We start from the raw sequence: 23,174 nt of genomic DNA, 5'->3' as shown, positions 1-23,174 counted from the left end.
CTGTTCGCCCACCGACACCCACTGTGTGTCGGCGCCGACACAACCCGGCCCGAGACCCGCTGCGCGCGGCCCACCGATCGCCGTTGCGCGGTGACGCTCAGGTCCGCGCCACGGCGCTCACGGCTGGTTGCGGTCGGCCTTCATCACCAGGTCCCGGTAGGGCAGCCGCACGATCGGATAGTCGGCGATATCGAGCTCCTTTTCGATCCGTTCGAGATGCATTGTGGCGGCGTCACTGTCGGTGGCCGTCACTTCCGTTTCGACGAACACGCCCGCCCTGGTTACGCTGTCGATCGCAACGACGGCACCGGCGTGGACTGGGTGCCGATACACGGTGCGGGCCTTCTCAACCCGCGCGAGTTCGAGCATCCCGATCGCCTCGAAGAGTGCCATCGCCGCGCCAGCCTGTTCGGGGCCGGACAGGGACAAGTTGGTTTCGCGCTTCGCGATCACGCCGGTTGCGCTGTGGGTGTCGGTGTTGGACGGCGGCTTGTAGGTGATCTCAGCGAACCTGTCGCGCTGCCGGATACGAAGGCACTCAACAGTTTCCATGAAGTTCACGTCAGGGCGGCTGTAGTAGACATCGCATTCGTCGATTTCCCCCTCATCGCGGTAGCCGAGTTCGATGAGCCGTTGGCGGAGGGATGCGCTGTCGGGCAATTCGCGTTTGCGTTCGACCTCAATCAGGTCCATACGGTGATCATCCTCTCCAGTGGATGGCGGTGTGGAGGCGGGCGAGACTGGGTTTCGAGCAGAACTGTCGCAGCGAGTCGAGCGCGCGCTGCACGATATCGGTGTCGTTGACCGGGATGTTCTGGAACAACACGAACTGCTTCGCATCGGTGAGCGGGTTCGGTAGTCGTTTCGACAGGAACCGGTTGTAGTAGCGACGGTCTCGGGTGAACACGTCCTCCGTGCTGACCGGCATCAGAACCGTGTCCTGGTGGGCCGATGCCTCGATCGAATTCACGGCGAACGCGGCCAACAGCTCGTCGATGGTGAGGTATGCGTAGGTTTCCCGACCCTCTCGCGCCCGCCAGCTCTCCCAGGTGCGCGCGCAGTCTGTGTCGTATTCAGCCGCGGTCATGAACGCCATCAGCGCGACATCGGAGACGGCATCGAAGATATCGCCGTCGACCACCATATGGTCGCCGAACGACTCACTCACCGCCAACAGGTTCGACGTCTGCGCGGTCGGCATCCAATCCGACTCGGTGACTGCATAGTGCACGCGCTTGTGTCCGGAACGGAAGTCGATCCAGTCATCGGCCAGTGGGCCGTCGAGAACTGGTCGGAACCTGAGAACACCGGAACGCCACACATGGTCGCGGAAAGTGATGTAGTGACGCTGCACCTCCCGGAAGATACCGACGGGTGCTTCGATGACCGCGCATACCCGGGTGTCGAGGTCTGCGACGGGCACGATCCGCGAGTTCTGCCGGGCTACCACCTCGTCGTCGTGATGGTGGTACGGGTGGATGCCCTCGCGCAGGTAGTGGGGCAGGAACAACCTCAGGAATTGCAGCCACGCTTGCGTGCTGTAGGACTGCACCACCCGCTCATGCAGGCTGGGCGCGTCGACCGCGTACACGTCGCGGTACACGAAGTACCCATAGTCACGGATAACGGTCGGAAGGATCCGCATCATCGTGTGCAGGCCCGAGTAGGCACCACCGTAGGAATAGACCTCGTGCAGCAGCGCGGAGGCGGAGATCACGTCGACGGGTTCGCCGAGCAGGCTGGTGATGTCTTGTGCCCACCCGTGTACGAGGACGCACGAGCCGACCTCGTTGAAATCGTCGATCGCCGCAGTCAACGACTGCGACGTCACGCCGGGCACCTCGAGGAGGGTCAGCCGGACCTGCCGGTTATCGTCGGCCAGCCGTGTGGCCAGGAACTGGACCGCGGCGCCACCGCCCGGGCCGATCTCGACGACGTGCGGGATACCGCTGCTGACACGCTGCAGTGCACGATGCACGAGAACTCCCTTCTCGTCCCCGTGGTCATTTGCGGCGACATCGAGGTACTGCGCAGCCGACTTGTACTCGCTGGCAAAGTGATTCACGCCGACCTTCATGTGTGCCCCCTGCGGTCAGTTCATTGTCGGCGAATTGGCCGCCACTATCGGCGGCCCGCCTGCGATCCGAACGTAGTCAGCAGCAGCTTCGGCAAATCGTTCCTCAGCGACGGCGTCGCAGCACTGCCCGAACTGGATTCGCGCGTCGGCGACAGCTGCCCAGCCCAGGGCAAGTTCGCTGAGGGCCAGCGCGTATTCCCGGTTGCCGTCGACAGACTCGGCGATCCGGCCCAACAGCGCGTCATCGACGATGTTGGCGAGGTCCACATCCAAGGCCGCGAGGGCTTCGGTGCCGTTCTCGACGTGAATGCCGGGTCCGTGCGTGCTCACGGGATGCACTGCCACGACGGATCCTGGACAGAACCAGTGTCTGTTCTTGGCCAAGAGCCATGCGGCACGGAGGATTTCGGCTCGCGGATGCTGAGGGTCATAGTTTCCTTGCATCGCGGCCAGCAGTTCATCGACTGATGGGACGGGGCTCATCGGGATGCGACTCCTGATCGATATTGGTTGTTTTGCTGATCTCCCGCATCCAGTGCCGAATCAGCATGATCGCGATGGTGTCGTGTACTTTCGGCGCTTCACCGAACGCGGCGATGACCCGCAGCATCACGTCGATGGACGGGAGTATGACGGGCCGAGCCCACAACAGTTCGGTAGGGATGCGTTGCGGCAGTGGCCTGTTCAGGATCACGACACCCTCGCGGAGTCCGGCTTGATATGCCCGGCGTCGACCAGGGTCTGGTAGGCAGCGCGTTTGCGGGGGCAATCCTCGCGGTAGCAGTCACGATGACGTTGCATCGAATGGCGCGCATCGCTGACTGACATCGGACGGTCCGGCGCTTCGTGCGGCCATCCGACAGGCCACACCGATGTATCCATGGCGGGTTCCTCTGGAGCTGGATGGGTCAGGGTGGGTGCCGGCGGCAGGGTGTCTGGTGCGAACCAGACGATGGCCGACAGGATTACGAGTGCGGCGATGATCATGACGAGCGGGAACGTCATCGGGACCTCGGGTGGCTAGTACGGCAGGGTTTCCGCGATGCCGAGGAACCGTCGTGTCGTCTAGCGAGCCCCGTGGGTGGCGGGCCGGTTCGGCGGCGCGGCCTCGAGTCGGGATGGGAACCGGCTCGGCATCGGTGGTTTTCGTCCACAAGTGGACTATGCCACTTTTTGGATAGTGGAGTATGCCACTTTGGAAAAACTGGAAATCTTCCGGTTGCCCTGTGCTTTGATCTAGATAGTTATCGGATACTCCTGGCGGAACGCCCAGCGTTTCGGCGGGTAGATCGCTTCGTCAAACTGGATCGGCGTGTCGCGGGAGTCGTAGGCCACCAGCCAATACACCAAGACAGGTGACAGATCAGGAAGATCGAGCGCGGCCCGCTCGTCATCTGCGGCCTGCCGAGCGCACACCTGATCTCGGGCGTACGCAACTCGCCTGCCTGCCGCTTCCGCAATATACGGAAGGGTGCCGCCGCGGATGCGCTCGGCCACGAGCACGCGCGGCGCGCTATCTGCGAGAGCCGAAGGGAACCATGAGGTGGACAGCTCGATCGGCCCGGTGTGCTCGCTCCGGATGATGCGGCGCCGCTGCACAACCAGACTCCCGCTGGCGATTCCGAGCGATGACGCGACATGCTCGGGTGCATCCACCATGCCGACGAACGGGAACTCGACACGCTCGGCATTGGAGTACATCGTGCCCATCTTCGCGGCGCGCTCGATGCGTTCGCGGGTGCGCGGTGCCGCGTTGGGCTCACGCACATACGTGCCGGATCCGCGCCGAGACTCGACCAGTCCCTGCTGGCGGAGCGCCTGCAGGGCCTTCGTGGCGGTCGGACGGGCAACGTTCCACGCTGCGGCCAGCTCACGCTCGGAAGGCACCTCGGCGCCCGGTGGTAGATCGCCCCGAACGATCTGGTCGCGCAGATATCCAGCGATTTGCAGGTACTTCGGAAGTACCTCTTCGATCTCGGGCAACTGTTCCACCTCCGCGAACTACCGTATGCCACTGGCCACTATACGAATCGAGAAGATTGGCGGTGGTGCAGCGATGGGGGCTGCGATAGCGATTGCGGCCGGTGGTGGCGGCGATGCTGTTACTGCCGCGATGCTCGGGACGGCTATGCCGGACCTGGATATCAAGGCGGTCATGAGCTATTCGTGGGACCGGTTCATGATCGATCCGGCGCCTGGTCCTCGCACACGAGACGACTTCGAGGGGTTGCGGATCCGCCACGGCGTGCTGGAGATTCCGGTAACGGCCGCGCTGAAGAAGGGCCGATCGACATTGCCGCGACTGGCCGGTTATCTCGACAGGCCACTGCTCTTGCTGGAGGCGGCAGCGGGCGCGGTGGGAATCGCCGAGCTTATTCGTTGTGCCGCAACCGCATTCGACGCGACTCAGGTGATAGTAGTCGATGCGGGCGGCGACATTCTCGCGGAGGGGCACGAGGCATCGTTGCGGACACCACTGGCGGACTCGCTCGCGCTCGCTGCGGCAGTGCGATCCGGGATGCACACCCGGGTGATCGTGGCAGGTATGGGATTGGATGGCGAACTGTCGGGCCCGGAGCTGGATCTTCGGCTGGACAAGCTCGGAGCGCGCCAGGTGAGCGAGTTGACGCCACGTGATGCCGCGCCGCTCGCCGACATCTGGTCGTGGCATCCTTCCGAGGCCAACGCTCTACTCGCTGCGGCGGCTGATGGGTGGCGCGGACGCGTCGAGACACAGCGGTCCGCTGTCGTATCTCTCACCGCCGCAGCCACTTACGTCTACGAGTTGGAGGCCGAAAGATTGTTCGAGGCGTCGCTCGCCGCACCCCTCGTGTCCACGACGAGTCTTGACGAGGCCGAGCAATTGCTCCGGGATCGGCGCAGCGGCCGAAGCGAACTCGACGTGGAACGCCGACGCGCAGCGGGCGAGCAGGCCGAAATCCGGATGCCGACCGCCGAGGTGCTGGACGTCATCGACCAATACGTCGACCGAGCGCAGAACCGCGTCGATGCGCTGACGGTGCGCCGCGTCGCCGAGATGGTTCATGCTATCGAGCCGTCGGCGACCGAGGCGTTGCGAGAACTACTCAGGCGATTCCGCCCGAGCCACTTTCGACCACCGCTCTATGCGGTCCGGCCGGTTTGATCACGGGTCCGGCATGTATTCATCGGGAACCAGCCGACTTTCGCGGGACGACCGATCCGGCCGATGGTCATCACGACGGGATAGAGGGAGAGTTTGTTGATGGTGCGCATCGGTGTGACCGGGCATATGAACCTCGCGGCAGACACGGTGCCACTGGTCTACGCCGAGATCACTCGTCGGTTGGCCGACTCCGGTGCGGCGGCCGACCTGGTGGGGGTGAGTTGTATTGCCCGGGGTGCTGATTCAGTGTTCGCGCAAGCTGTTCTCGATATCGGCGGTCGGTTGGAGGTCGTTATTCCTTCGCGGAACTACCGCGAACGGAAGGTGAAGCCGGATCACGCGGAGCTGTTCGACAGCCTTCTCGACCGCGCCGAAACTGTGCGGGTGATGGACTTCGATGACGCAGGTGCTGCGGCGTATGAAGCGGCGAACGAGGCCGTGCTCGGCAGGTGCGATCGCCTGGTCGCTGTGTGGGACGGGCAGGACGGACAACCGAGCGGGACTGGAAGTGTGGTTGCGTCGGCACAGCGGCGGGGACTGCCTGTGGTTGTGGTGTGGCCGGAGGGTGCCGCACGAACCTAGGGTGCGGACGCCGATCGGCTTGGCCCGGGCTCTTTTCGGGCGCCCTCGTGCAGGCCCGATGACGGCCGAACAGTTGATGTCGGCTGGACGGGTGTGTGGGCATTGGGCGATTGTCGTGGGTATGGGTGGAGAGAACGTGGCGGGCGAACGGCATCGGGTTGGCCGTCGCGCATGGTGGGTGGTTGGGGCGTTGCTGCTGGTTGCGGGGGTGGTTTTTCGTGGGTGGTGGTGGGAGTTGTTGGTGCGGTGGTCGCGGGGGCCGTTACCTGAGGCCGATCTCTTGCTGGGGCGGTCGGTGTTGTTCTGGGGGCGCCTCGGGAAGGGGCTTCAGCTCGTAGCCGGGCTCCCCGTGGTGTTCGATCTGCTCGGTGCGGCCGCGTTGGACGACTTCGGCCGGCGGTATGCGGAACGCCTCCGGGCGGCGAGAACCAGGGTCACGGCCACGCGCGGCGCGGCGCAGTTACTCGAGCGTCTGCGCGCACTGGAGTCTCGTGTGAAGTCGGACCTCACCGCGACGCGGCGAGAACCCGGTACGCCGGAGTACGAGTCACTGCTGGCCTCCCTGGCCGGAGCGTTCGACGGCGAATTCACGTGCGCCTCATGCAGATATGCCATGCCTCAATACGCGGTAGTCGATGATCTCCCGGTGTCTTCCCCGGATCGTCCCGTCCCCAAATGGGAATGCGTGCACGGCCGGAATATCTTCGAGAGTCAGGTCGAATCGGCCTTTGTCGACGGACTGTCCGAAAAGGACAGAACAGCCTGGCGTAATGCCGAGGACGTCAGCCGGTGGGTCGAGCCGATCGGCTCGATTCTGCTAGGTGGTCTCGTCCTCGGGAGCCTGGCCCTGGTCATCGTCGAGTGGCGGACCGGATGGGAGCGGCCGGGGCTCCTGGTGGCGGTTCCGATCGCGGTGGTGATCCTCGCGGTCTTGGCGTCCGTGGTCACCGACCCCGGCAAGCGCCGCCGCGCCGGAGCCATTCTGGCGTGGCTCTGGGTGGTCGTCTGCTACCTACCGGTGCCGATGACCCGATCGATCGTCTGGGTGATGAATCGCGAACGTCCGGCGCACCCTCTCCGGTGGATCGCCTTGGGGCTGTTCATCTTCGGCTCCCTGCTCGATCTGCTGGCCAGCTAGCGGTCGCTTCGGAAGCTATCGAATCCGCGGCGTTGCATGGGCGTCGCCGCGGACCGCATACGATCGTGAAGTGACCCAGCTGACCGACGCGCGGCCGCCGATCGGGGTGGGCCGGGCCATGTCTCGTCCGGCGCCGCTGCGGCCTTCCGCCGATTTCGGGCCCACCGATCGGGTGCGCGGGTGGGTGGTCACCATCGTGCTTACCGCGCTGGCCGCGGTGACTCGGCTGCTGAATCTGAACTATCCGACCGATGGTGGCACGCCGTCGTTCGACGAGAAGTACTACGCGCATCAGGCGTGGGAGATGGTGACCGGGGGCGGGGTCGAGGACAATCCGGCGTACGGGGTGGTGGTGCATCCGCCGGTGGGCAAGCAGATGATCGCGCTGGGGGAGTTGGTCTTCGGCTATACGCCGTGGGGCTGGCGGTTCTCCGCGGCGGTCTTCGGAATCGTGCTGGTGCTGCTGGTGGTTCGCATTACGCGGCGGATGACTCGGTCCACGCTGCTCGGCGCGGTCGCCGGTCTGCTGCTGATCTGCGACGGCACCACCTTCGTCTCGTCGCGGATCGGGATGCTCGACATCTTTCAGACGGTGTTCGCTGTCGCCGCCTTCGGTTGCCTGATCGTCGACCGTGATGAGGTGCGGGCCCGGCTCGCCCGCGCCGCCGCCGAGGGGCGCATCCCGGCGACGGGTCCGGTCGGCCGAGCCGCGAACGGACTCGGCAGCGTGACCGCCGGATTCCGCGAATTCGGTCCTCGGCTGGGCGTGCGCTGGTGGCGGTTCGGTGCCGGGGTGCTGCTCGGCCTGGCCTGCGGCACGAAATGGTCCGGGCTCTACTTCATCGCCGCCTTCGGTCTGCTGTCGGTGTGTTTCGACCTCGCCGCCCGCCGGGCCTACGGTGTGCCGCGGCCGTGGGTGGGTACGGCCGTGCGCGATATCGTCCCCGCGCTCTATGCTCTCGTTCTGATTCCGGTGCTGGTCTATCTCGGCAGTTACGGGGCGTGGTTCGCCAGCGAGGACGGCTACGACCGCTATTCGGTGGGCAATCAGAGCGCCGGGAAGAATCCGATCGGCAGCGGCGGATTCTGGGCCTGGATTCCCGACTCGCTGCGTTCGCTGTGGCACAACCACGGCGAATCGCTGAGTTTTCATGAGAGCCTGACGAATTCGGCGGGCAACCATCACGACTGGGAATCCAAGCCGTGGTCGTGGCCGATGGGCCTGCGTCCCATGCTGTATCACTACTCCGACAGCGCCGTCGGCGGCTGTGGTGAATCGTCGTGCGTGAAGGCCGTGATGCTGATCGGCACCCCGGCCCTGTGGTGGCTGTCGATACCGATGCTGGCCTGGGCGATCTGGCGCTGCGCGACCCGCCGCGACTGGCGCTATGCCGCCGTGCTCGTCGGCTATTTCGGCGGATTCCTGCCCTGGTTCCTGAATCTGGATCGGCAGATGTACTACTTCTACGCGGTCCCGATGGCACCGTTCCTGGTCATGGGTCTCGCGCTGATGCTGGGCGAAATCCTCGGCCCCGCACCGTTCGCCCACCGCGCGGGCGGCTACCGATTCCTGCTGTCCACCGAGCGGCGCAACCTGAACCTGCTCGCGGTCTGCCTGTACCTGGGCCTGGTCGTGGCCAACTTCATCTGGCTGTGGCCGATCCTTACGGGACTGCCCATCACCGTCGGCACCTGGCACAACCACCTATGGTTGCCCAGCTGGAGCTGATCTGGCCCTCCGGCATGCCCGCCCCTATTTCCGGCATGCTTCTGGCCGGAATCTACCTGTGGCGAAGAGGGATTCCGGCCAAAAGCGTGCCGGAAATAAGTGTTGTGGGCATGCCGGAAATGAGTGTCGCGGGCGTGCCGGAAATGAGTGTCGCGGGCACGCCGGAAATGAGTGTCGCGGGCATGCCGGAAGTGAGTGTTGTGGGCATGCCGGAAACAGGATTGCTGCCTGCTAGGTGGCTGGCAGTACCGGACCCGTGAGTATCGATGCCAGGCCTGAGGTAAAGCGCTTGCCTCGGTCGCTGGTCATGAGCGCGATGAGGTCGCTGGTCTTGTCGGTTCGTCCGTGGCCGTTCGACGAGATGCTGCGCACCAGCGGTTCCCATTCGTCGGCCTGGACCAGTTCCAGATAGGCCTGTTCCTCGATGACGAAACCGGTTGTGTACGAGCGCAATACCAGTGCGATCTCTCCGGCGTCGTACTGCGGCAGCGTGACCGCCTCGAGCAGGCTCAGCAGCGTGCCCGATACCCGCAGCGTCGCGGCGGACGGGGAATAGGAGCCCGCGACGATGCGGCCGCCATCCCGGAAACCGAGCATGGCGTGCCGCATTCGCTCGCAGCAGTGGACCACCTGATCGGCGGTCGGGTTGCCGAGGTCGACATCCGCGATGTCCACCGCGCCGAAGATTGCATCGGCCATGGCGCGCTGCAGATCTCGGCGATCCCGCACGTGCTTGTACAGCGCGCCGGAGGTCACCTCCGCGGCCGTGGCCAGACGCCGCATCGTCAACGCGTCCAGGCCGTGTGCCGAGACGAACTCGTGGGCGATGTCCACGAGTCGGTCCCGGCTCAAGCCACGTCTGGTCATCCCGGCTAAAAGCGTGCCGGGAATACGAGGGCGCGGTGGCCCGAGCGTGCCGGGCTGGCGGCGCGGTGGGTCAGGGGCACTTGATCGCCTCGATGATGCGGGGGCGCATCTGGGCGGCGCTGATCACGGCGTCGACGGAACCTACCTCTACGGCGCGCTGGATGCTGTGCACGCGATCGAATTCCGTGGCGACCTCGCCGAGCTTCTCCGCGCGGACCGAGGAGCGCAGCTCGTCGAGTTCGGCGGTCAGCGCGGCGCGGTCGGCGCCGGAGGCGGCCGCGGCGCGGGCCTCCAGATCGCGCACGCGCTCGTCGGATGCGGTGCGGGCGTTGACATCACCGGTGAATACCACCGCGGCGGCGGGGGCGCCACCGAGCACCGAGGCGAACGAGCCCTCCAGCGCGAGCACGGTCATGTTCGGGTTCAGCGCCTTGGAGAACACCACGAACGCACCGCCGTGGTACCGCGAGATCACGCAGAACACGATCGGCCCCTGGAAGTTCACGATCGCGCGGCCGATCTCGGCGCCGTACTCCAGCTGCAGCTTGCGCATCGACTCCGGCGAGCCGTCGAAACCCGACAGGTTCGCCAGTACCACCAGCGGCCGGTTGCCGCTGGCCGCGTTGATCGCCCGCGCGGCCTTCTTCGACGACCGCGGGAAGAACGTGCCCGCGGTGTAGGTGTCGGGCCCGTCGGTGGGCGGGAATCCGCGCCGCGGCACCGACCGCGATTCGATGCCGAGCAGGCAGACCGGCATGCCGCCGAGGTGCGCGTCCTGCACCACCGCGGTCTCCGCGTCGGCCATGCCCGCCCACCGTTCCAGCACGGGGTGGTCCTGGTCGGACAGCGCCCGCATCACGGTGCGAATGTCGAACGGCTTCTTGCGATCCGGGTTGGACTCGGCGGAGAAGATCTCGCCGACGGTGCTGAACTCGCTGCCCTCCACCGTGTGCGGGAACACCGAGACGTCGCGGTCGGCGGGGTCGGTGGTGGTCGTCGGCCGCGGCGCGGATTCGCCGGGCGCGATGTAGGTGTGGTCGTAGTGCGACATCAGCACGTTCCGCGCGCCCGCGAGGTTCGGCGCCCAGTACTGCGCCTGCCCGTTCGGGCCCATCACCCGGTCGTAGCCGCCGATGCCGAAGTTGTCCTCGGCCGAGACGCCGCCGGAGAAGTCGAGCGCCTGCTTGCCGGTGAGCACCATCGTCGAATCCGGCGTCATCACCAGGATGCCCTTGGTGTGCATGAGCATGGTCGCCTCGGCGTTCCAGTACGGCTGCGCGCCGACGTTGATGCCCGAGACCACGATGTTGATCTCGCCGCCGTCCTGGGTGAACTCGACGATCCGCTTGAGCGCGGCGGCCACCCAGTCCATGTTCTCGGTGCCCGACTCCATGGAGATCCGCGCGCCCGACGACAGCGCGAACCACTCGAGCGGCACCTGCATCCGCTCGGCCAGGTCGAGCGCGGCGATTACGCGGCGGCATTCCGGCTCCGACAGGGCGCCGAGGGATTTCGTCGGATCGCCGAGCAGCACGACGCGGGTGATGCCCTCCGGGTGGCGGGTGGTCGGCGTGGTGACCACGCCCGCGACCATCGCGGCCCGGTTCTTCCCCTTCGGCCGGTCGACGGGTACCAGCACATGGTCCTCGTCGAGGTCGTGCTCGACGAAATCGCCGAGCAGACCGGTCAATTCGTAGGGGTACACGGTGTTGCGGGCGCTGGCGCGCAGCACCTTCTGCCGGTAGTCGTCGATCGGCTCCACCGGCTCGTCCGACGGCTCGCCGACGGTCAGCGTGGTGCCGCCGGTGGCGTCGAAGCCGATGCGCACGGCGATCTTGATCAGCTCACCGGTCTTCGGATCGCGGCGGCGCGCGATCATCTCGATCTCCTCGAGCCCGGCGCCCGCGGTCGTGGGCAGCACGCGCTGGGCGATCGTCTCCAGCTCCGGGTAGGTGATATCGCTGGGCGGCCACACGTAGATCACGATCCGGTTGGTGTGGAAGCGCTTCGCCGACGCGCGCTGGGCCTGGGCCCGGCGGATCGAATCGAGGCAGGTGGCGATCGTATCCTCGGCGGTCGGCAGGGCGACCAGGCGGCCGTCGTGCTCGCGCAGTTCGGTCAGGTCGCGGACCTGCGCGAAGGCGACGAGGCGGTCGTCGGACGGGTTCTCCCGCGCCACGCACCGGTAGAGGTAGATCTCCTCGTCCGAGGACGGCAGGCGGGTGAGGTCGAACTTGCTCAGCCGCTCCATCTGCATCCGCTGCGCGATGTAGGGGTGCAGCCCGCGGATCAGCCGCTCCTCGGCCATGCCGGTGGTCGACGGCCGGAAGGTGAAGTGCTGGTGCATGACCGCGCCGTGGCTGCCCGCGACGGCGACGGTGAGCCGGCGGACCCGGTCCGGCAGCGGGTGCGCGCGCACGATCTCGTGCAGCGCCGCCGCCATCGCGTCGGAGCTGTCCGGCTGGTTCTCCCACACCAGGTAGATGTCGGTGTCGATGGCGTCCTTGTCGACGGCCAACTCGGCGAGCCCGCGCAGCGCGCCGCCCAGCTCGTCGAAACTCACGGCGGCGGAGACCACCCGGGAGCCCGAGCGCTCGGCGACGACGAAGGCGGTCCCGGCGGCCTCCGCTGTGCGGACGTCGGTGAGGTCCTTGTTGCCGTAGTACCGCCGGGTGAGCACCTCCAGCATGATCGCGTTGTCGGCGCCCTCGCGCGCCAGCCGCTGGCCGAGCAGTCGCACCAGCGGCTCTGTGCTGCGCACCATTTCGGCGATGCGCTCGGCGCGGTCCGGGCTGTCCGGGTGGGCGTCCAGGTGCCGCAGGTGGCGGCGGACGTCGGCGTAGACGCGGGCGCGGGTGCGGCGCAGCAGCGGCTGACCGAACCAGGCGAACACCAGCCCGCGCGCGAGGTCGGCGATGACGGGGAAGCGGACCTGCGTCGCGGCGATGAGCCGTTCCAGCGCGAGGCCCGTGGGTTCGCGCAGCGTCTCGTCCGGCTGCGGTTCGCGCAGCCACAGCCGCAGCAGGGTCGTGACGACCGTCGCGGCGGCGGACGCGCGCTGCTGGGCGAGGAAGATCCGGAACACCGCGGCCTCGAGCTCGGGATTCCGGTCCACCTCGGTGATGCCGTAGTGGCCGAGCGCGGTGGTCAGCTTGGCCTGGAACGATTCCGGCAGCCCGGCCCGCTCGACATCGAGGCTCTGCAGATAGGTGTGGAAGTATTCGCGGGCGCTCTGGACGTAGCCGTTGCCGCCGTCCTCGCCCGCGGGCCGGTTGTGGCTGAGTTCGGCGAGATCGGCGAAGACGTCGACGAGTTCGACCTCGGCGGCCAGCGGGCGGCGGCCGTCCGCGACGGCGTCGCGGCGGGCGGCGAGGTAGTCGTCGAGGACGCGAGCCTCGTCGTGCGGGTCGACGTCGAAGCCCAGCAGCAGGCTGCGCAGATCCTCCTGGCCGCGGGTGAGGCGGGTGGGGGCCGAGATGTCCCCGGGCGCGGGCAGATCCAGTTCGACGGGTTCGGCGGCCGCGGCGTCCTCGGACTCGGCCTCGTCGGTCAGCGGCTCCAGTCGCAGCAGCGGCGCCCCGGTCTCCACCTGGCTGCCGACCGAGACGGTGCATTCCTTCAGCCGCGCGTCGAACGGCGCCCGCAGCACCGTCTCCATCTTCATGCTCTCCAGCACCAGCACCGGTGCGCCGGCGGCGACCTCGGCGCCGACCTCGAGCGGCGTGGCGACGACCAGCGCGGGCGCGGGGGAGCGGACGACGCCGCCCTCGTCGCGGCTGATCCGATGCGTGATGCCGTCCACCTCGACCAGGTGGATCGGGCCGTGCGTGCCGGTGACCAGGCGGTACCGGGAGCCGTTGACGACGATCCGCCCGCTGTGCCGGTCGAAGCGGTCGAGTTCGACATCCGCGGTCTCCGGGCCCTCGCCCGCGTCGATGCCGATCCGGAACCGATGCGCCCCGACGCGGGCCACGCGGACGCGGTAGCTGCGGCCCCGCAGTTCGAAGTCGAGCGGCCGCCCGCTCTCGTGCTGCACCTGCGGGCGCCCGCCGAACGCGGTCGACAGCAGGCGCTGCCCCTCGACGCGTTCCTCTTCCTCGTAGGCCTCGATCGCGGCCGCCGCCAGCGCGACCCCGGAATGCCGGTGCGAGACCAGCCTTCCCGCGCCGCGGACGCGGTCGATCCAGCCGGTGTCGGCGCTGCCGTCGATCACCTCGGGCTGGTCGAGCAGGTCCAGCACGAAGCTCTTGTTGGTGGCGCCGCCCTCGATGATCACCGTGGTCTCCGCCATGGCCCGGCGCAGCCGCGCCAGCGCCTCGTCGCGGTCGCGACCGTGGGCGATGATCTTCGCGATCATCGAATCGAAGTCGGCGGGGATGGTGTCGCCCTCGCTGACGCCGGTGTCCACGCGGATGCCGGGTCCGGCGGGCAGGTCCAGACGCGCGATGCGGCCCGGGGCGGGCGCGAAGTCGCGGTCGGGATCCTCGGCGTTGAGCCGGGCCTCGATCGCATGCCCGCGCTCCACCGGCGGCTCACCCTCGAGCCGGTTGCCGGAGGCGACCCACAGCTGCGCCCGGACCAGGTCGAATCCGGTGGTGGACTCGGTGATCGGGTGCTCGACCTGCAGGCGGGTGTTGACCTCGAGGAAGGCGAAGAGCTTTTCGCCGGGGTGGTAGAGGAACTCCACGGTGGCCGCGCCGCGGTAGCCGACCGAGACGGCCAGCCGCTCGGCCGAGGCCTTCAGCTCGGCGGCCTGTTCGGGCGCGAGCACCGGCGACGCCGACTCCTCGATGATCTTCTGGTTGCGCCGCTGCACCGAGCAGTCGCGGACGCCGAGCGCCCACGCGGTGCCCTCGCCGTCGGCGATGACCTGGACCTCTACGTGCCGGGCCCCGGTGACCAGGCGCTCGAGGAAGACGATGCCGCTGCCGAAGGCGCGCGCGGCCTCCTGGCTGGTGCGCTCGTAGGCGTCGGTGAGCTCGGATTCGTCGGTGACGACGCGGATGCCGCGGCCACCGCCGCCCGCGGTCGCCTTCAGCATCAGCGGGTAGCCGATCTCCTCGGCCGCGGCCAGCGCGGCGTCCAGGGTCTCGACCGCGCCGCGGCTCCACGGCGCGACCGGCACGCCGACCTCCTCGGCGAGCAGCTTGGCGCCGATCTTGTCGCCGAGCTTGCGCATGGCGTCCGCGCTCGGTCCGATGAAGGTCACCCCGATCTGCTCGCACAGTTCGGCGAACGCGGGATCCTCCGCGACGAAACCCCAGCCGACCCACGCGGCCTCGGCGCCGGTCTCGATCAGCGCGCGCTTCAGCACCTTCAGGTCGAGGTACGGGCGCGCGGACGCGGGGCCCAGGTCGTAGGCGATATCGGCCTCGCGCACGAAGGTCGCGGTGCGGTCGACGTCGGTATGCAGGGCGATGGTCTCGATCGGTGTCCCGGTCTGGGCGGCCAGATCCCGGACGGCGTGGATGAGCCGCATCGCGGCCTCTCCGCGGTTGACGATAGCGATACGGCTGAACACTCCGGCAGCCCTTCCTCTCCACAGCGCTAGCGGTCGGGTGGCTAGTCTGCTCTCGAATTCTCGCGCTGGACGGCTACCCCCGTGCGCACTGTGTTTCGCGCGCGCGACCGCACAACGACAATGCCCGATGGGACGCGAGGCTTCGCGACCGCCGCGTGGTAAGCACTGTTCACCAAGCAACGTAGGGGCGCTCATGCCTTGCGTCAACCATGGTCAGCGTCGTTTCGGGCTCCGTCCGTGGTCAGCCCGGCGCAGCGGCTGTCGTTGCCGCTGGCGCCCGGGCGCGCCAACAGTAACTCACACCGGGGGCTCAACACCGCACGGCAACAAGGTTTCTCGCCAGTAGGTACCCGGAATTCCCCTAAAGGTGTAGACGCTCGCCCGGTCGGCGGCCTGATTCTCAGTGCACCGGGAGGGCCGCCGCGCGGTCGATCTGCTTGCGGTAGCGCGTGAAGATTCGCGGATTGTCCATGGCGAATATGGCCACCGGGGCGCCGTCGCGTTCGTAGAGCGCGGCGCAGGAGGGGGTGGATCGGTCGCCGTCGACGAAGCGGACGTCGTCGGTCGGCCTGCGGACTCCGGCGAACTGGATCATTCGACCGTATTGCCGGGACCAGAAGTACGGTGCGGGGGTCCGGGGCCGCGGGATGTCGAGGATGGCCGCGGCCGCGATGCGGGCCTGCACCGTCGCGCCCGCCCAGTGCTCGTGCCGGTGGTAGGTGCCGGACCTCTCGTCGTAGGCCCGGGCGCAGTCGCCGATCGCGTAGATGCCGGGAACGGTTGTCCGGCATCGGGCGTCGGTGAGGAAGCCGCCGTCGATCCGCAGGCCGGAGTCGCGGGCCCACTCGGTGTTGGGGACCGCGCCGATCCCGGCCACCACGGCGTCGGCAGGCAGTTCGGTGCCGTCGCTCAGCCGTACCCCGCGGACTCGGTCGCTGCCCAGCAGCCGCGCGACCGCGACCCCCGTGCGCAACCGAACCCCGTTGGCGGCGTGCAGGTTCGCGCACAACGACCCGATCGTGGGGCCGAACACCGCCGCGAGCGGTTCGGCGGTGATCTCGACGATGGTGACGTCGATGCCGAAACCTGCCGCGGTGGCGGCTATCTCGGCGCCGATGAGGCCCGCGCCGACCACGACCAGGGTGGACACGGTGCGTAGCGTCGCGCGGATCTCGCGGGCGTCGTCCACGGTGCGCAGGGTGTGCACGCCGCGCAGCGTCCCGGATCCGGGCAGTCGGCGGGCTCGTGCGCCGGTGGCGAGGACCAGTGATCGTCCCGTGAGTTCGGTGCCGTCGTCCAGGGTGACACCCGTTGTGCCCCTGGTGATCCCGGTGGCGCGCCGCCCGAGTAGCCAGTGGGTGCGCGGGTCGGTGTAGTCCGACCCCTCGCCCAGTGCGATGTCGACGTCGCCGTGCAGGAACTCCTTGGACAGCGGCGGCCGGTCGTAGGGCGGGTGAGTCTCCTCGCCGACCACGGTGATGGGCCCGGTATGGCCCTGTGCGCGTAATTCGTGCACGACCGAGAATCCGGCCAGTGCGGCGCCGACGACGATTACCGGGTCATTCATGGTGGCCCCTGCCTGGGTTGCATCGATGGCGCCCGGGAATCGGGGACGGCCCCGCGTGTGCGGCGGGTGGGCGCCGTGTTCGGCTTACGGCACTAGCACGAAGACGTCGCCCTCGACGACGAGGACCTCGTAGGTGCGCACCGGAACCTTTGCCGGTGGCCCCGAGACTTTTCCGGTGCGGAGATCGAAACACGAATCGTGCAGCGGACATTCGACCGTGCAGTCCTCCACCCAGCCGTCGGACAGCGACGCGTCCTGGTGGGTGCAGGTGTCATCGATCGCGAAAAGTCCCTCCTCGGTATGGAATACCGAGATCGGCACGCCGCCGCTCGTGCGCACCGTCGCGACCTCGCCGAGGGGCAGGTCGTCCAGGCGTGCGACGAGCAGCTGGGTGTCGGATGTTTCCGGTCGCTCCACCAAGGTTTCCATGCGGCCCTCCCAGAGGTGTTGCTCAGAACGCAACATAGCGCGGTTAACGCAACAGTCTGCCCGCCGGAAAGGGCCGCCGTCAACCCCGAATTCGCGCCGTGGTAGGCCGATTTTCGCCTGTTGACAGCGCCCTCTGACAACGGGACGATCTGTTGCGTAGTTCGCTTTGGTTGCGTCAACAGCAACATCGGAGGGATGCCGTGGCTCATCCGAAAATCATCGTCATCGGAGCCGGGATCGTCGGCGCCTCGCTGGCCGACGAGATCACCGCCCGAGGCTGGACCGACGTCACCGTGCTCGATCGCGGGCCGCTGTTCGCCACCGGCGGATCCACTTCGCACGCACCGGGTTTGGTGTTCCGGACGAATCCGTCGAAGACCATGACCGAGTTCGCGCGCTACACCACCGAGAAGTTCCGGGCACTGGACCATCCGGACGGCTGGGTGTTCAACCCGGTCGGTGGGCTCGAGGTCGCCACCACGCCGCAGCGCTGGCGGGATCTGCACCGCAAGGCGGGGTGGGCGCAGTCCTGGGGGATCGAGGGCCGGCTGCTCGATCCGGCCGCCTGCGCCGCGCTGCACCCGCTGCTCGATCCGGACCGGATCCTCGGCGGATTCCACACTCCCGCAGACGGATTGGCGAAGGCGCTACGCGCCGCGGAGGCGCAGGCCCGGATCGCGGAGGCCCGCGGGGCGCGGTTCCGCGCGCACACGGAGGTGATCGGCATCGTGGCACACGGCGGTCACGTGGTCGGTGTGGAGACGACCGGGGGCGTCATCGCGGCGGATATCGTCGTGTGCGCGGCCGGATTCTGGGGCGCGGCCGTCGCGAAGCAGGTCGGTCTGGTGCTGCCCCTGCTGCCGATGGCGCATCAGTACGCCCGGACCGGTCCCCTCGCGGCGCTGACGGGCCGCAATACCGAGCGCGACGAGGCCGGGTTGCCGATCCTGCGGCATCAGGACCAGGACCTGTATTTCCGCGAACACGTCGACCGGCTCGGCATCGGCTACTACGGCCACACGCCGATGCCGGTGGACATGTCGACGCTGGCGTCGGATACCGCCGGTGCGCCGATGCCGTCGATGCTGCCGTTCACCGACGACGATTTCGCGCCCGCCTGGCAGGAATCCACGGCTCTGCTTCCGGCGCTGGGAGATTCGAAGGTGGAGGAGGGGTTCAACGGCATCTTCTCGTTCACCCCCGACGGTTTCTCGATCGTCGGCGAGCACCGGGACCTGGCCGGATTCTGGGTCGCCGAGGCCGTGTGGGTGACCCACTCGGCGGGGGTGGCGAAGGCGACCGCGGAGTGGATCGTGCACGGGTCACCGGGAATCGATATGCACGAGTGCGATCTGTACCGCTTCGAGGATGTCGGCCGCAGCGACCGCTTCATTCGCGAGACGAGCACGCAGGCGTTCGTCGAGGTCTACGACATCATTCATCCGCATCAGTTCCGCACCGCGCTGCGCGGGCTGCGGACCAGTCCCTTCCATGCCCGCCAGCGCGATCTCGGCGCCTACTTCTTCGAGGCGGGCGGGTGGGAGCGCCCCGCCTGGTTCGACGCCAATGCCGGTCTGGCACACCGGCTTCGCGAGCAGGGGGTGCCGTTCCCGGAGCGGGACGACTGGTCGGGCCGGTTCTGGTCACCGATCTCGATCGCGGAGGCGTACTGGACCAGGCAGCGGGTCGCGATGTACGACATGACGCCGCTGACCCGCTACGAGGTCGCCGGTCCCGGTGCGCTGGCGCTGTTGCAGCGGCTGACCACGAACAACCTGGACAAGAGCGTCGGCTCGGTCACCTACACCCTGCTGCTCGACGAGAACGGGGGTATCCGCAGCGATCTCACCGTCGCCCGGCTGGGCCCGGAGCGCTTCCAGGTGGGCGCCAACGGGCCCCTGGACTTCGACTGGTTCACCAGGCGCCTCGATTCCGCCGGGCAGGTGACCCTCCGCGATATCACCGGCGGCACCTGCTGTATCGGGGTCTGGGGGCCTCGAGCGCGAGACCTGGTGCAGCCCTTGTGTTCCGACGATCTCTCCCATGGTGCGTTCAAGTTCTTCCGGGCGCTGCGGACCCACCTCGGCGCGCTTCCGGTCACGATGCTGCGCGTCTCGTACGTCGGCGAGCTCGGCTGGGAGATCTACACCAGCGCCGAATACGGCGGTGCGCTCTGGGATCTGCTGTGGGAGGCGGGGCGCGAGCACGAGGTGATCGCGGCGGGCCGCATCGCGTTCAACAGCCTGCGCATCGAGAAGGGCTATCGCGGCTGGGGCACCGATATGACCACCGAACACACGCCGGAGGCCGCCGGTCTCGGCTTCGCGGTGCGCATGGGCAAGGGTGACTTCGTCGGAAAGAGTGCGCTGGAGGCCGCCGGACCACCGGCAAAGCTGTTGCGCAGCATCGTCTTCGACAGCCCGTCGGCGATCGTGCTCGGTAAGGAGCCGGTCTATGTGGGCGGGATGTGCGCGGGATACGTCACCAGCGCGGGCTACTCGGCCACCGTCGGCCGCTGCATCGCCTACGCCTGGCTGCCCGCGGCCGTCGGCCCGGGCGACACCGTCGAGGCCGAATACCTCGGCGCGCGCCTGTCCGCCATCGTGCACAGCGAACCGGTGGTGGATCCCGAGATGTCCCGGATCAGGAGGTAGCGAGATGGCCACGGCGGCAAGCGGATACGACGTCATCGTGATAGGGCTCGGCGGCATGGGCAGCGCCGCCGCCTATCATCTGGCCGCCCGCGGACAGCGGGTGCTCGGATTGGAGAAGTACACGGCCGCCCACGCGCAGGGATCCAGCCACGGGGGCTCCCGGATTATCCGGCAGTCCTACTTCGAGGATCCCGCGTATGTGCCCCTGCTGCTGCGCGGCTACGAGCTCTGGGAGCAGTTGGCGGCCGACTCCGGGCGGGAGGTCTACCGGCTCACCGGCGGCCTGTACCTCGGCCCGCCCGAGTGCCCGACCGTGGCGGGCAGCGTCCGTGCCGCGCTCGAATGGTCGCTGCCGCACGAACTCCTGGACGTGGCCGCGGTGCGGCGACGGTTCCCGAACTTCACCCCCGCCCCGTCCGATATCGCGATCTACGAGCCCAACGGCGGCTTCGCCCGGCCCGAGGAGACAGTGCAGGCTCATATCGGGCTGGCACTGCGTTCGGGGGCGACCCTGTCGTTCGGCGAACCGGTACTCGACTGGGCGGAAACCGATTCCGGTGTTGCCGTCACCACCGCCCGTACCACCTACCGGGCCGAACAGCTGATCGTCTGCCCCGGCGCCTGGGCCCCGGAACTGCTGGCGGAGTTCGGCATTCCGATCACCGTCGAGCGCCAGGTGCAGTACTGGCTCGAACCGACCGGCGGGACAGCGGCTTTCGAGGATCAACCCGTCTACATCTCCGAGAACGACTCCGGTATGCAGATATACGGCTTCCCGGCCATCGACGGACCGAGCGGCGGGGTCAAGACGGCCTTCTTCCGCAAGGGCATCGCGTGCACACCGGACACCATCGACCGGATCGTGCATCCGCGGGAGATCCGGGAGATGCGCGAGCGCGTCACGCAACTGCTGCCCGGCCTCGACGGCCCCGCCGTGCACACCGCGACCTGCATGTACGCCAACACCCCCGACCAGCATTTCGTCGTCGCCCGCCATCCCGACCGCACTCGCGTCACGATCGCGTGCGGGTTCTCCGGTCACGGCTTCAAATTCGTCCCGGTCGTCGGTGAGATCCTGGCCGACCTGGCCATCGGCGAGCAGACCCGGCATCCGATCGCACTGTTCGACCCGCAGAGATTGGTGACCGCATGACGACGATGGATACGCCGCCCGCGACCACACCGGCGCTGATCGCGACGCTCGGCGGTCGCTGGTACACCGAGGACGCGATCTTCGCGGCCGAACAGGAACGCATTCTCGAGCGCCTGTGGTTCTGCGCCGTGCGCGCCGCGGATCTGGCCGCGCCGGGCGGGTTCCGGCGCGTGCAGGTAGGCCGGGAGAGCGTGCTGGTGGTGCGCGGCCGCGACGGCGCGCTGCGCGCATTCCTCAATATCTGCCGCCATCGCGGCGCGATGCTGTGCACCGAGGACGCGGGGCAGGTGCGCCGGAATCTGCAGTGCCCGTACCACGCCTGGACCTACGGGCTGGACGGCAAGCTGGTCGCCGCGCCGAACATGTCGTCGTTCGACGACGGTGCGGGCATCGACCGGGTCGCCTACGGCCTGGTCCCCGTCGCGCTGCGCGAATGGCTCGGGTACGCGTGGGTGTGCCTCGCCGACGAGCCGCCCTCGTTCGAGGACGAGGTGATGGGCGCGGTCGCCGAGCGGCTCGGCGATCCGGCCGCCGTCGAGGCCTACGGAATCGAGGGTCTCGAGCTGGGCCACCGGGTGGTCTACGACGTCGCCGCGAATTGGAAGCTCATCGTGGAGAACTTCATGGAGTGCTACCACTGCGCGACCATCCACCCCGAGCTCACCGAGGTGCTGCCGGAGTTCGCGGACGGGATGGCCGCGCAGGTGTTCGTCGGGCGCGGCGCCGAATTCGGCAGCGAGATCTCGGGATTCACCGTCGACGGCTCGCCGGGTTTCGACCGGCTGCCCGGCATCGGCGCCGAGCAGGACCGCCGGTATTTCGCCGTCACCGTCCGCCCGACGGTCTTCGTCAACCTGGTCCCGGACCACATCATCTTGCACCGCATGTACCCGGTGGCGGTGGATCGCACGGTCGTGGAATGCGATTGGCTCTACACCGGTGACGTGGTGGGGCGGGGGCGCGATACGTCCCGCTCGGTCGAGCTGTTCCATCGGGTGAACGAGCAGGATTTCGCGGCCTGCGAGCGGACCCAACCGGCCATGTCGTCGCGGGCCTATCGGCGCGGCGGGGTGCTCGTTCCCGCCGAACACCACATCGCGGAGTTCCACGAATGGGTGCGTCATCGCGTCGGCGACGTGGAGTGACGGGCGCGGACTTCCGTGATAACCATGCCGGACAGGCGCTCCGGTCCGAGCGGGACGACCGGATCCGGCGCCGTGGTCGGCGGCGCCCAGGCAACGGGCCCGTATCCGACTACAATGGCCGTGTCATGGCAAAACAGGATGAGGGTGAGGGCGGGCGGGTTGCTGCGGTGCAATCGGTCGATCGCGCGCTGCTCGTCATGGAGATCATCGCCAAGCTCGGCCAGGCCGGTGTCACGGAGATCGCCGCCGAGCTCGGCGTGCACAAATCTACCGTCTCGCGGTTGATCACAGTGCTGGAATCGCGCGGATACGTGGAGCAGCTGTCCGACCGCGGGAAGTACCGGCTCGGCTTCTCCATCGTCCGGCTGGCCGGCTCCACCAGCGCACAGCTCGACCTCGTCGGCCAGAGCCAGGGCACCTGCAACATGCTGGCGGCCGAATCCGGCGAGACGACCACCATGGCCGTGCTGGACGGCAATCGGATCATCAATATCGTCGAGGCCATGGGCACCGGCTCGGTCGCCCTGCGCACCTGGGTCGGCCGCAGTTGCCCGGCGCATGCCACCTCCAGCGGCAAGGCGCTGCTGGCCGCGCTCGAAAGTTCCGAGGTGCGCAGGCGATTCGGCGGCAAGCTGGAGACCTACACCGACAACACGCTGGCCAGCGTCGCCGACCTCACCGCCCAGCTCGACGAGATCCGCGCGAACGGCTGGGCGAGCGTGCGCGAGGAACTCGAGATCGGGTTGAACGCGGTGGGCGCCCCGGTCCGCGACCACACCGGTTCGGTCGTTGCGGCACTGAGCGTTTCGGGCCCGTCCTATCGGCTGGGCCCGGACCGGTTCGCGGAGGTGGCGCAGCTCGTCGCCGTCGGCGCGGCGGGCATCAGCCGCCGGATGGGGTATCGAGGCTGAACGGCCGAACAGCGTGGGACCTGTCGAGTCGGTCCCACGCTGTTCGGAGATCGCGAATTACTTGGCCGGTGCCGGGGGCATCGGCTGGTTGATGGTGGTGAAGTACTGCACGGCCGCGATGATGGCGACGGGTGCGGTGACCAGGATTTGCCCGGCCAGGGTGCCGAGGGCGCCGATGGCGATGATGCCGCCGAGGCAGCCGACGGCGGCGGCGGGGATGAAGGGGCCGAACATGCCGACGATGGTGGCGGCGGCT

At 68.0% G+C, this 23,174-nt stretch carries 19 protein-coding genes and 1 pseudogene; 9 read left to right on the top strand and 11 right to left on the bottom strand.

The window, feature by feature from the left end:
• Positions 1–117 precede the first annotated feature (117 nt).
• The 6 genes from cyaB to NM1_RS34000 all read right to left on the bottom strand — a co-directional run bounded on the left by cyaB (position 118) and on the right by NM1_RS34000 (position 4,060).
• Positions 118–693: a class IV adenylate cyclase gene (gene cyaB / locus NM1_RS34020; protein ID WP_068029739.1), complete on the bottom strand. Its 576-nt coding sequence runs from the start codon at positions 691–693 to the stop codon at positions 118–120.
• Between the two features lie 7 nt (positions 694–700).
• Complete coding sequence (locus NM1_RS34015) at positions 701–1,978, bottom strand: hypothetical protein (protein WP_246010790.1); 1,278 nt, start codon at positions 1,976–1,978, stop codon at positions 701–703.
• A gap of 114 nt (positions 1,979–2,092) precedes the next feature.
• Positions 2,093–2,422 (bottom strand): hypothetical protein, encoded by a 330-nt coding sequence (locus NM1_RS34010; protein WP_147288833.1) that lies wholly within the window; start codon positions 2,420–2,422, stop codon positions 2,093–2,095.
• A gap of 112 nt (positions 2,423–2,534) precedes the next feature.
• Positions 2,535–2,771, bottom strand: a complete 237-nt coding sequence (locus NM1_RS42725) for a hypothetical protein (protein WP_147288832.1) — start codon at positions 2,769–2,771, stop codon at positions 2,535–2,537.
• Positions 2,768–3,082: a hypothetical protein gene (locus tag NM1_RS34005; RefSeq protein WP_068029731.1), complete on the bottom strand. Its 315-nt coding sequence runs from the start codon at positions 3,080–3,082 to the stop codon at positions 2,768–2,770. Before NM1_RS34005 ends, NM1_RS42725 begins: the two co-directional genes overlap by 4 nt.
• 231 nt (positions 3,083–3,313) lie before the next feature.
• A complete protein-coding gene (locus NM1_RS34000; protein ID WP_068029833.1) occupies positions 3,314–4,060 on the bottom strand; it encodes a GntR family transcriptional regulator in 747 nt (248 codons plus the stop codon).
• Positions 4,061–4,085: 25 nt separating this feature from the next.
• Between NM1_RS34000 and NM1_RS33995 the strand changes: the two genes are divergently transcribed.
• The 5 genes from NM1_RS33995 to NM1_RS42720 all read left to right on the top strand — a co-directional run bounded on the left by NM1_RS33995 (position 4,086) and on the right by NM1_RS42720 (position 8,931).
• A complete protein-coding gene (locus tag NM1_RS33995) occupies positions 4,086–5,222 on the top strand; it encodes a DUF1152 domain-containing protein (protein ID WP_084520303.1) in 1,137 nt (378 codons plus the stop codon).
• A 99-nt stretch (positions 5,223–5,321) separates the two neighbouring features.
• The gene (locus tag NM1_RS33990) at positions 5,322–5,804 is read left to right on the top strand and encodes a hypothetical protein (protein WP_068029725.1); all 483 of its coding nucleotides are present in this window, start codon (positions 5,322–5,324) and stop codon (positions 5,802–5,804) included.
• 1 nt (position 5,805) lies between these two features.
• The gene (locus NM1_RS33985; RefSeq protein WP_147288831.1) at positions 5,806–6,942 is read left to right on the top strand and encodes a hypothetical protein; all 1,137 of its coding nucleotides are present in this window, start codon (positions 5,806–5,808) and stop codon (positions 6,940–6,942) included.
• 70 nt (positions 6,943–7,012) lie between these two features.
• On the top strand, positions 7,013–8,671 hold the full coding sequence (locus tag NM1_RS33980; protein ID WP_084520302.1) for a dolichyl-phosphate-mannose--protein mannosyltransferase: 1,659 nt from the start codon (positions 7,013–7,015) through the stop codon (positions 8,669–8,671).
• Positions 8,650–8,931 carry a hypothetical protein gene (locus tag NM1_RS42720; protein WP_147288830.1) on the top strand — a complete coding sequence of 94 codons (282 nt, stop codon included), beginning with the start codon at positions 8,650–8,652 and terminating at the stop codon, positions 8,929–8,931. Before NM1_RS33980 ends, NM1_RS42720 begins: the two co-directional genes overlap by 22 nt.
• On the opposite strand, the gene NM1_RS33975 is transcribed toward NM1_RS42720, so the two are convergent.
• From NM1_RS33975 to NM1_RS33960, 4 genes are all read right to left on the bottom strand, one after another.
• Positions 8,903–9,538, bottom strand: a complete 636-nt coding sequence (locus tag NM1_RS33975; protein ID WP_084520301.1) for a TetR/AcrR family transcriptional regulator C-terminal domain-containing protein — start codon at positions 9,536–9,538, stop codon at positions 8,903–8,905. The two genes, NM1_RS42720 and NM1_RS33975, sit on opposite strands and share 29 nt — an antisense overlap.
• A gap of 70 nt (positions 9,539–9,608) precedes the next feature.
• Entirely contained in the window at positions 9,609–15,059 is a 5,451-nt protein-coding gene (locus NM1_RS33970) for an ATP-binding protein (RefSeq protein WP_068029717.1), read from the bottom strand.
• A 400-nt stretch (positions 15,060–15,459) separates the two neighbouring features.
• Positions 15,460–16,626, bottom strand: coding sequence for an NAD(P)/FAD-dependent oxidoreductase (locus NM1_RS33965; RefSeq protein ID WP_068029714.1), 1,167 nt, complete (start codon positions 16,624–16,626; stop codon positions 15,460–15,462).
• A gap of 84 nt (positions 16,627–16,710) precedes the next feature.
• Positions 16,711–17,055: a bifunctional 3-phenylpropionate/cinnamic acid dioxygenase ferredoxin subunit gene (locus NM1_RS33960; RefSeq protein WP_068029711.1), complete on the bottom strand. Its 345-nt coding sequence runs from the start codon at positions 17,053–17,055 to the stop codon at positions 16,711–16,713.
• A gap of 200 nt (positions 17,056–17,255) precedes the next feature.
• Here NM1_RS33960 and NM1_RS33955 point away from each other — a divergent pair, with 200 nt between their 5' ends.
• From NM1_RS33955 to NM1_RS33940, 4 genes are all read left to right on the top strand, one after another.
• Positions 17,256–19,709: a GcvT family protein gene (locus NM1_RS33955; protein WP_068029708.1), complete on the top strand. Its 2,454-nt coding sequence runs from the start codon at positions 17,256–17,258 to the stop codon at positions 19,707–19,709.
• A 4-nt stretch (positions 19,710–19,713) separates the two neighbouring features.
• Positions 19,714–20,862: an N-methyl-L-tryptophan oxidase gene (solA, locus tag NM1_RS33950; RefSeq protein WP_068029705.1), complete on the top strand. Its 1,149-nt coding sequence runs from the start codon at positions 19,714–19,716 to the stop codon at positions 20,860–20,862.
• Positions 20,859–22,007 carry an aromatic ring-hydroxylating oxygenase subunit alpha gene (locus NM1_RS33945; RefSeq protein WP_068029702.1) on the top strand — a complete coding sequence of 383 codons (1,149 nt, stop codon included), beginning with the start codon at positions 20,859–20,861 and terminating at the stop codon, positions 22,005–22,007. Before solA ends, NM1_RS33945 begins: the two co-directional genes overlap by 4 nt.
• 125 nt (positions 22,008–22,132) lie before the next feature.
• The gene (locus NM1_RS33940; RefSeq protein WP_068029700.1) at positions 22,133–22,918 is read left to right on the top strand and encodes an IclR family transcriptional regulator; all 786 of its coding nucleotides are present in this window, start codon (positions 22,133–22,135) and stop codon (positions 22,916–22,918) included.
• A 57-nt stretch (positions 22,919–22,975) separates the two neighbouring features.
• On the opposite strand, the pseudogene NM1_RS43190 reads toward NM1_RS33940, so the two are convergent.
• Positions 22,976–23,174: pseudogene (locus NM1_RS43190) on the bottom strand (hypothetical protein); the annotation flags it as partial.

The organism is Nocardia mexicana NBRC 108244, from assembly GCF_001613165.1.
Taxonomy (GTDB): Bacteria; Actinomycetota; Actinomycetes; order Mycobacteriales; family Mycobacteriaceae; genus Nocardia; species Nocardia mexicana.
This window is presented reverse-complemented; position numbering and strand designations above follow the sequence as displayed.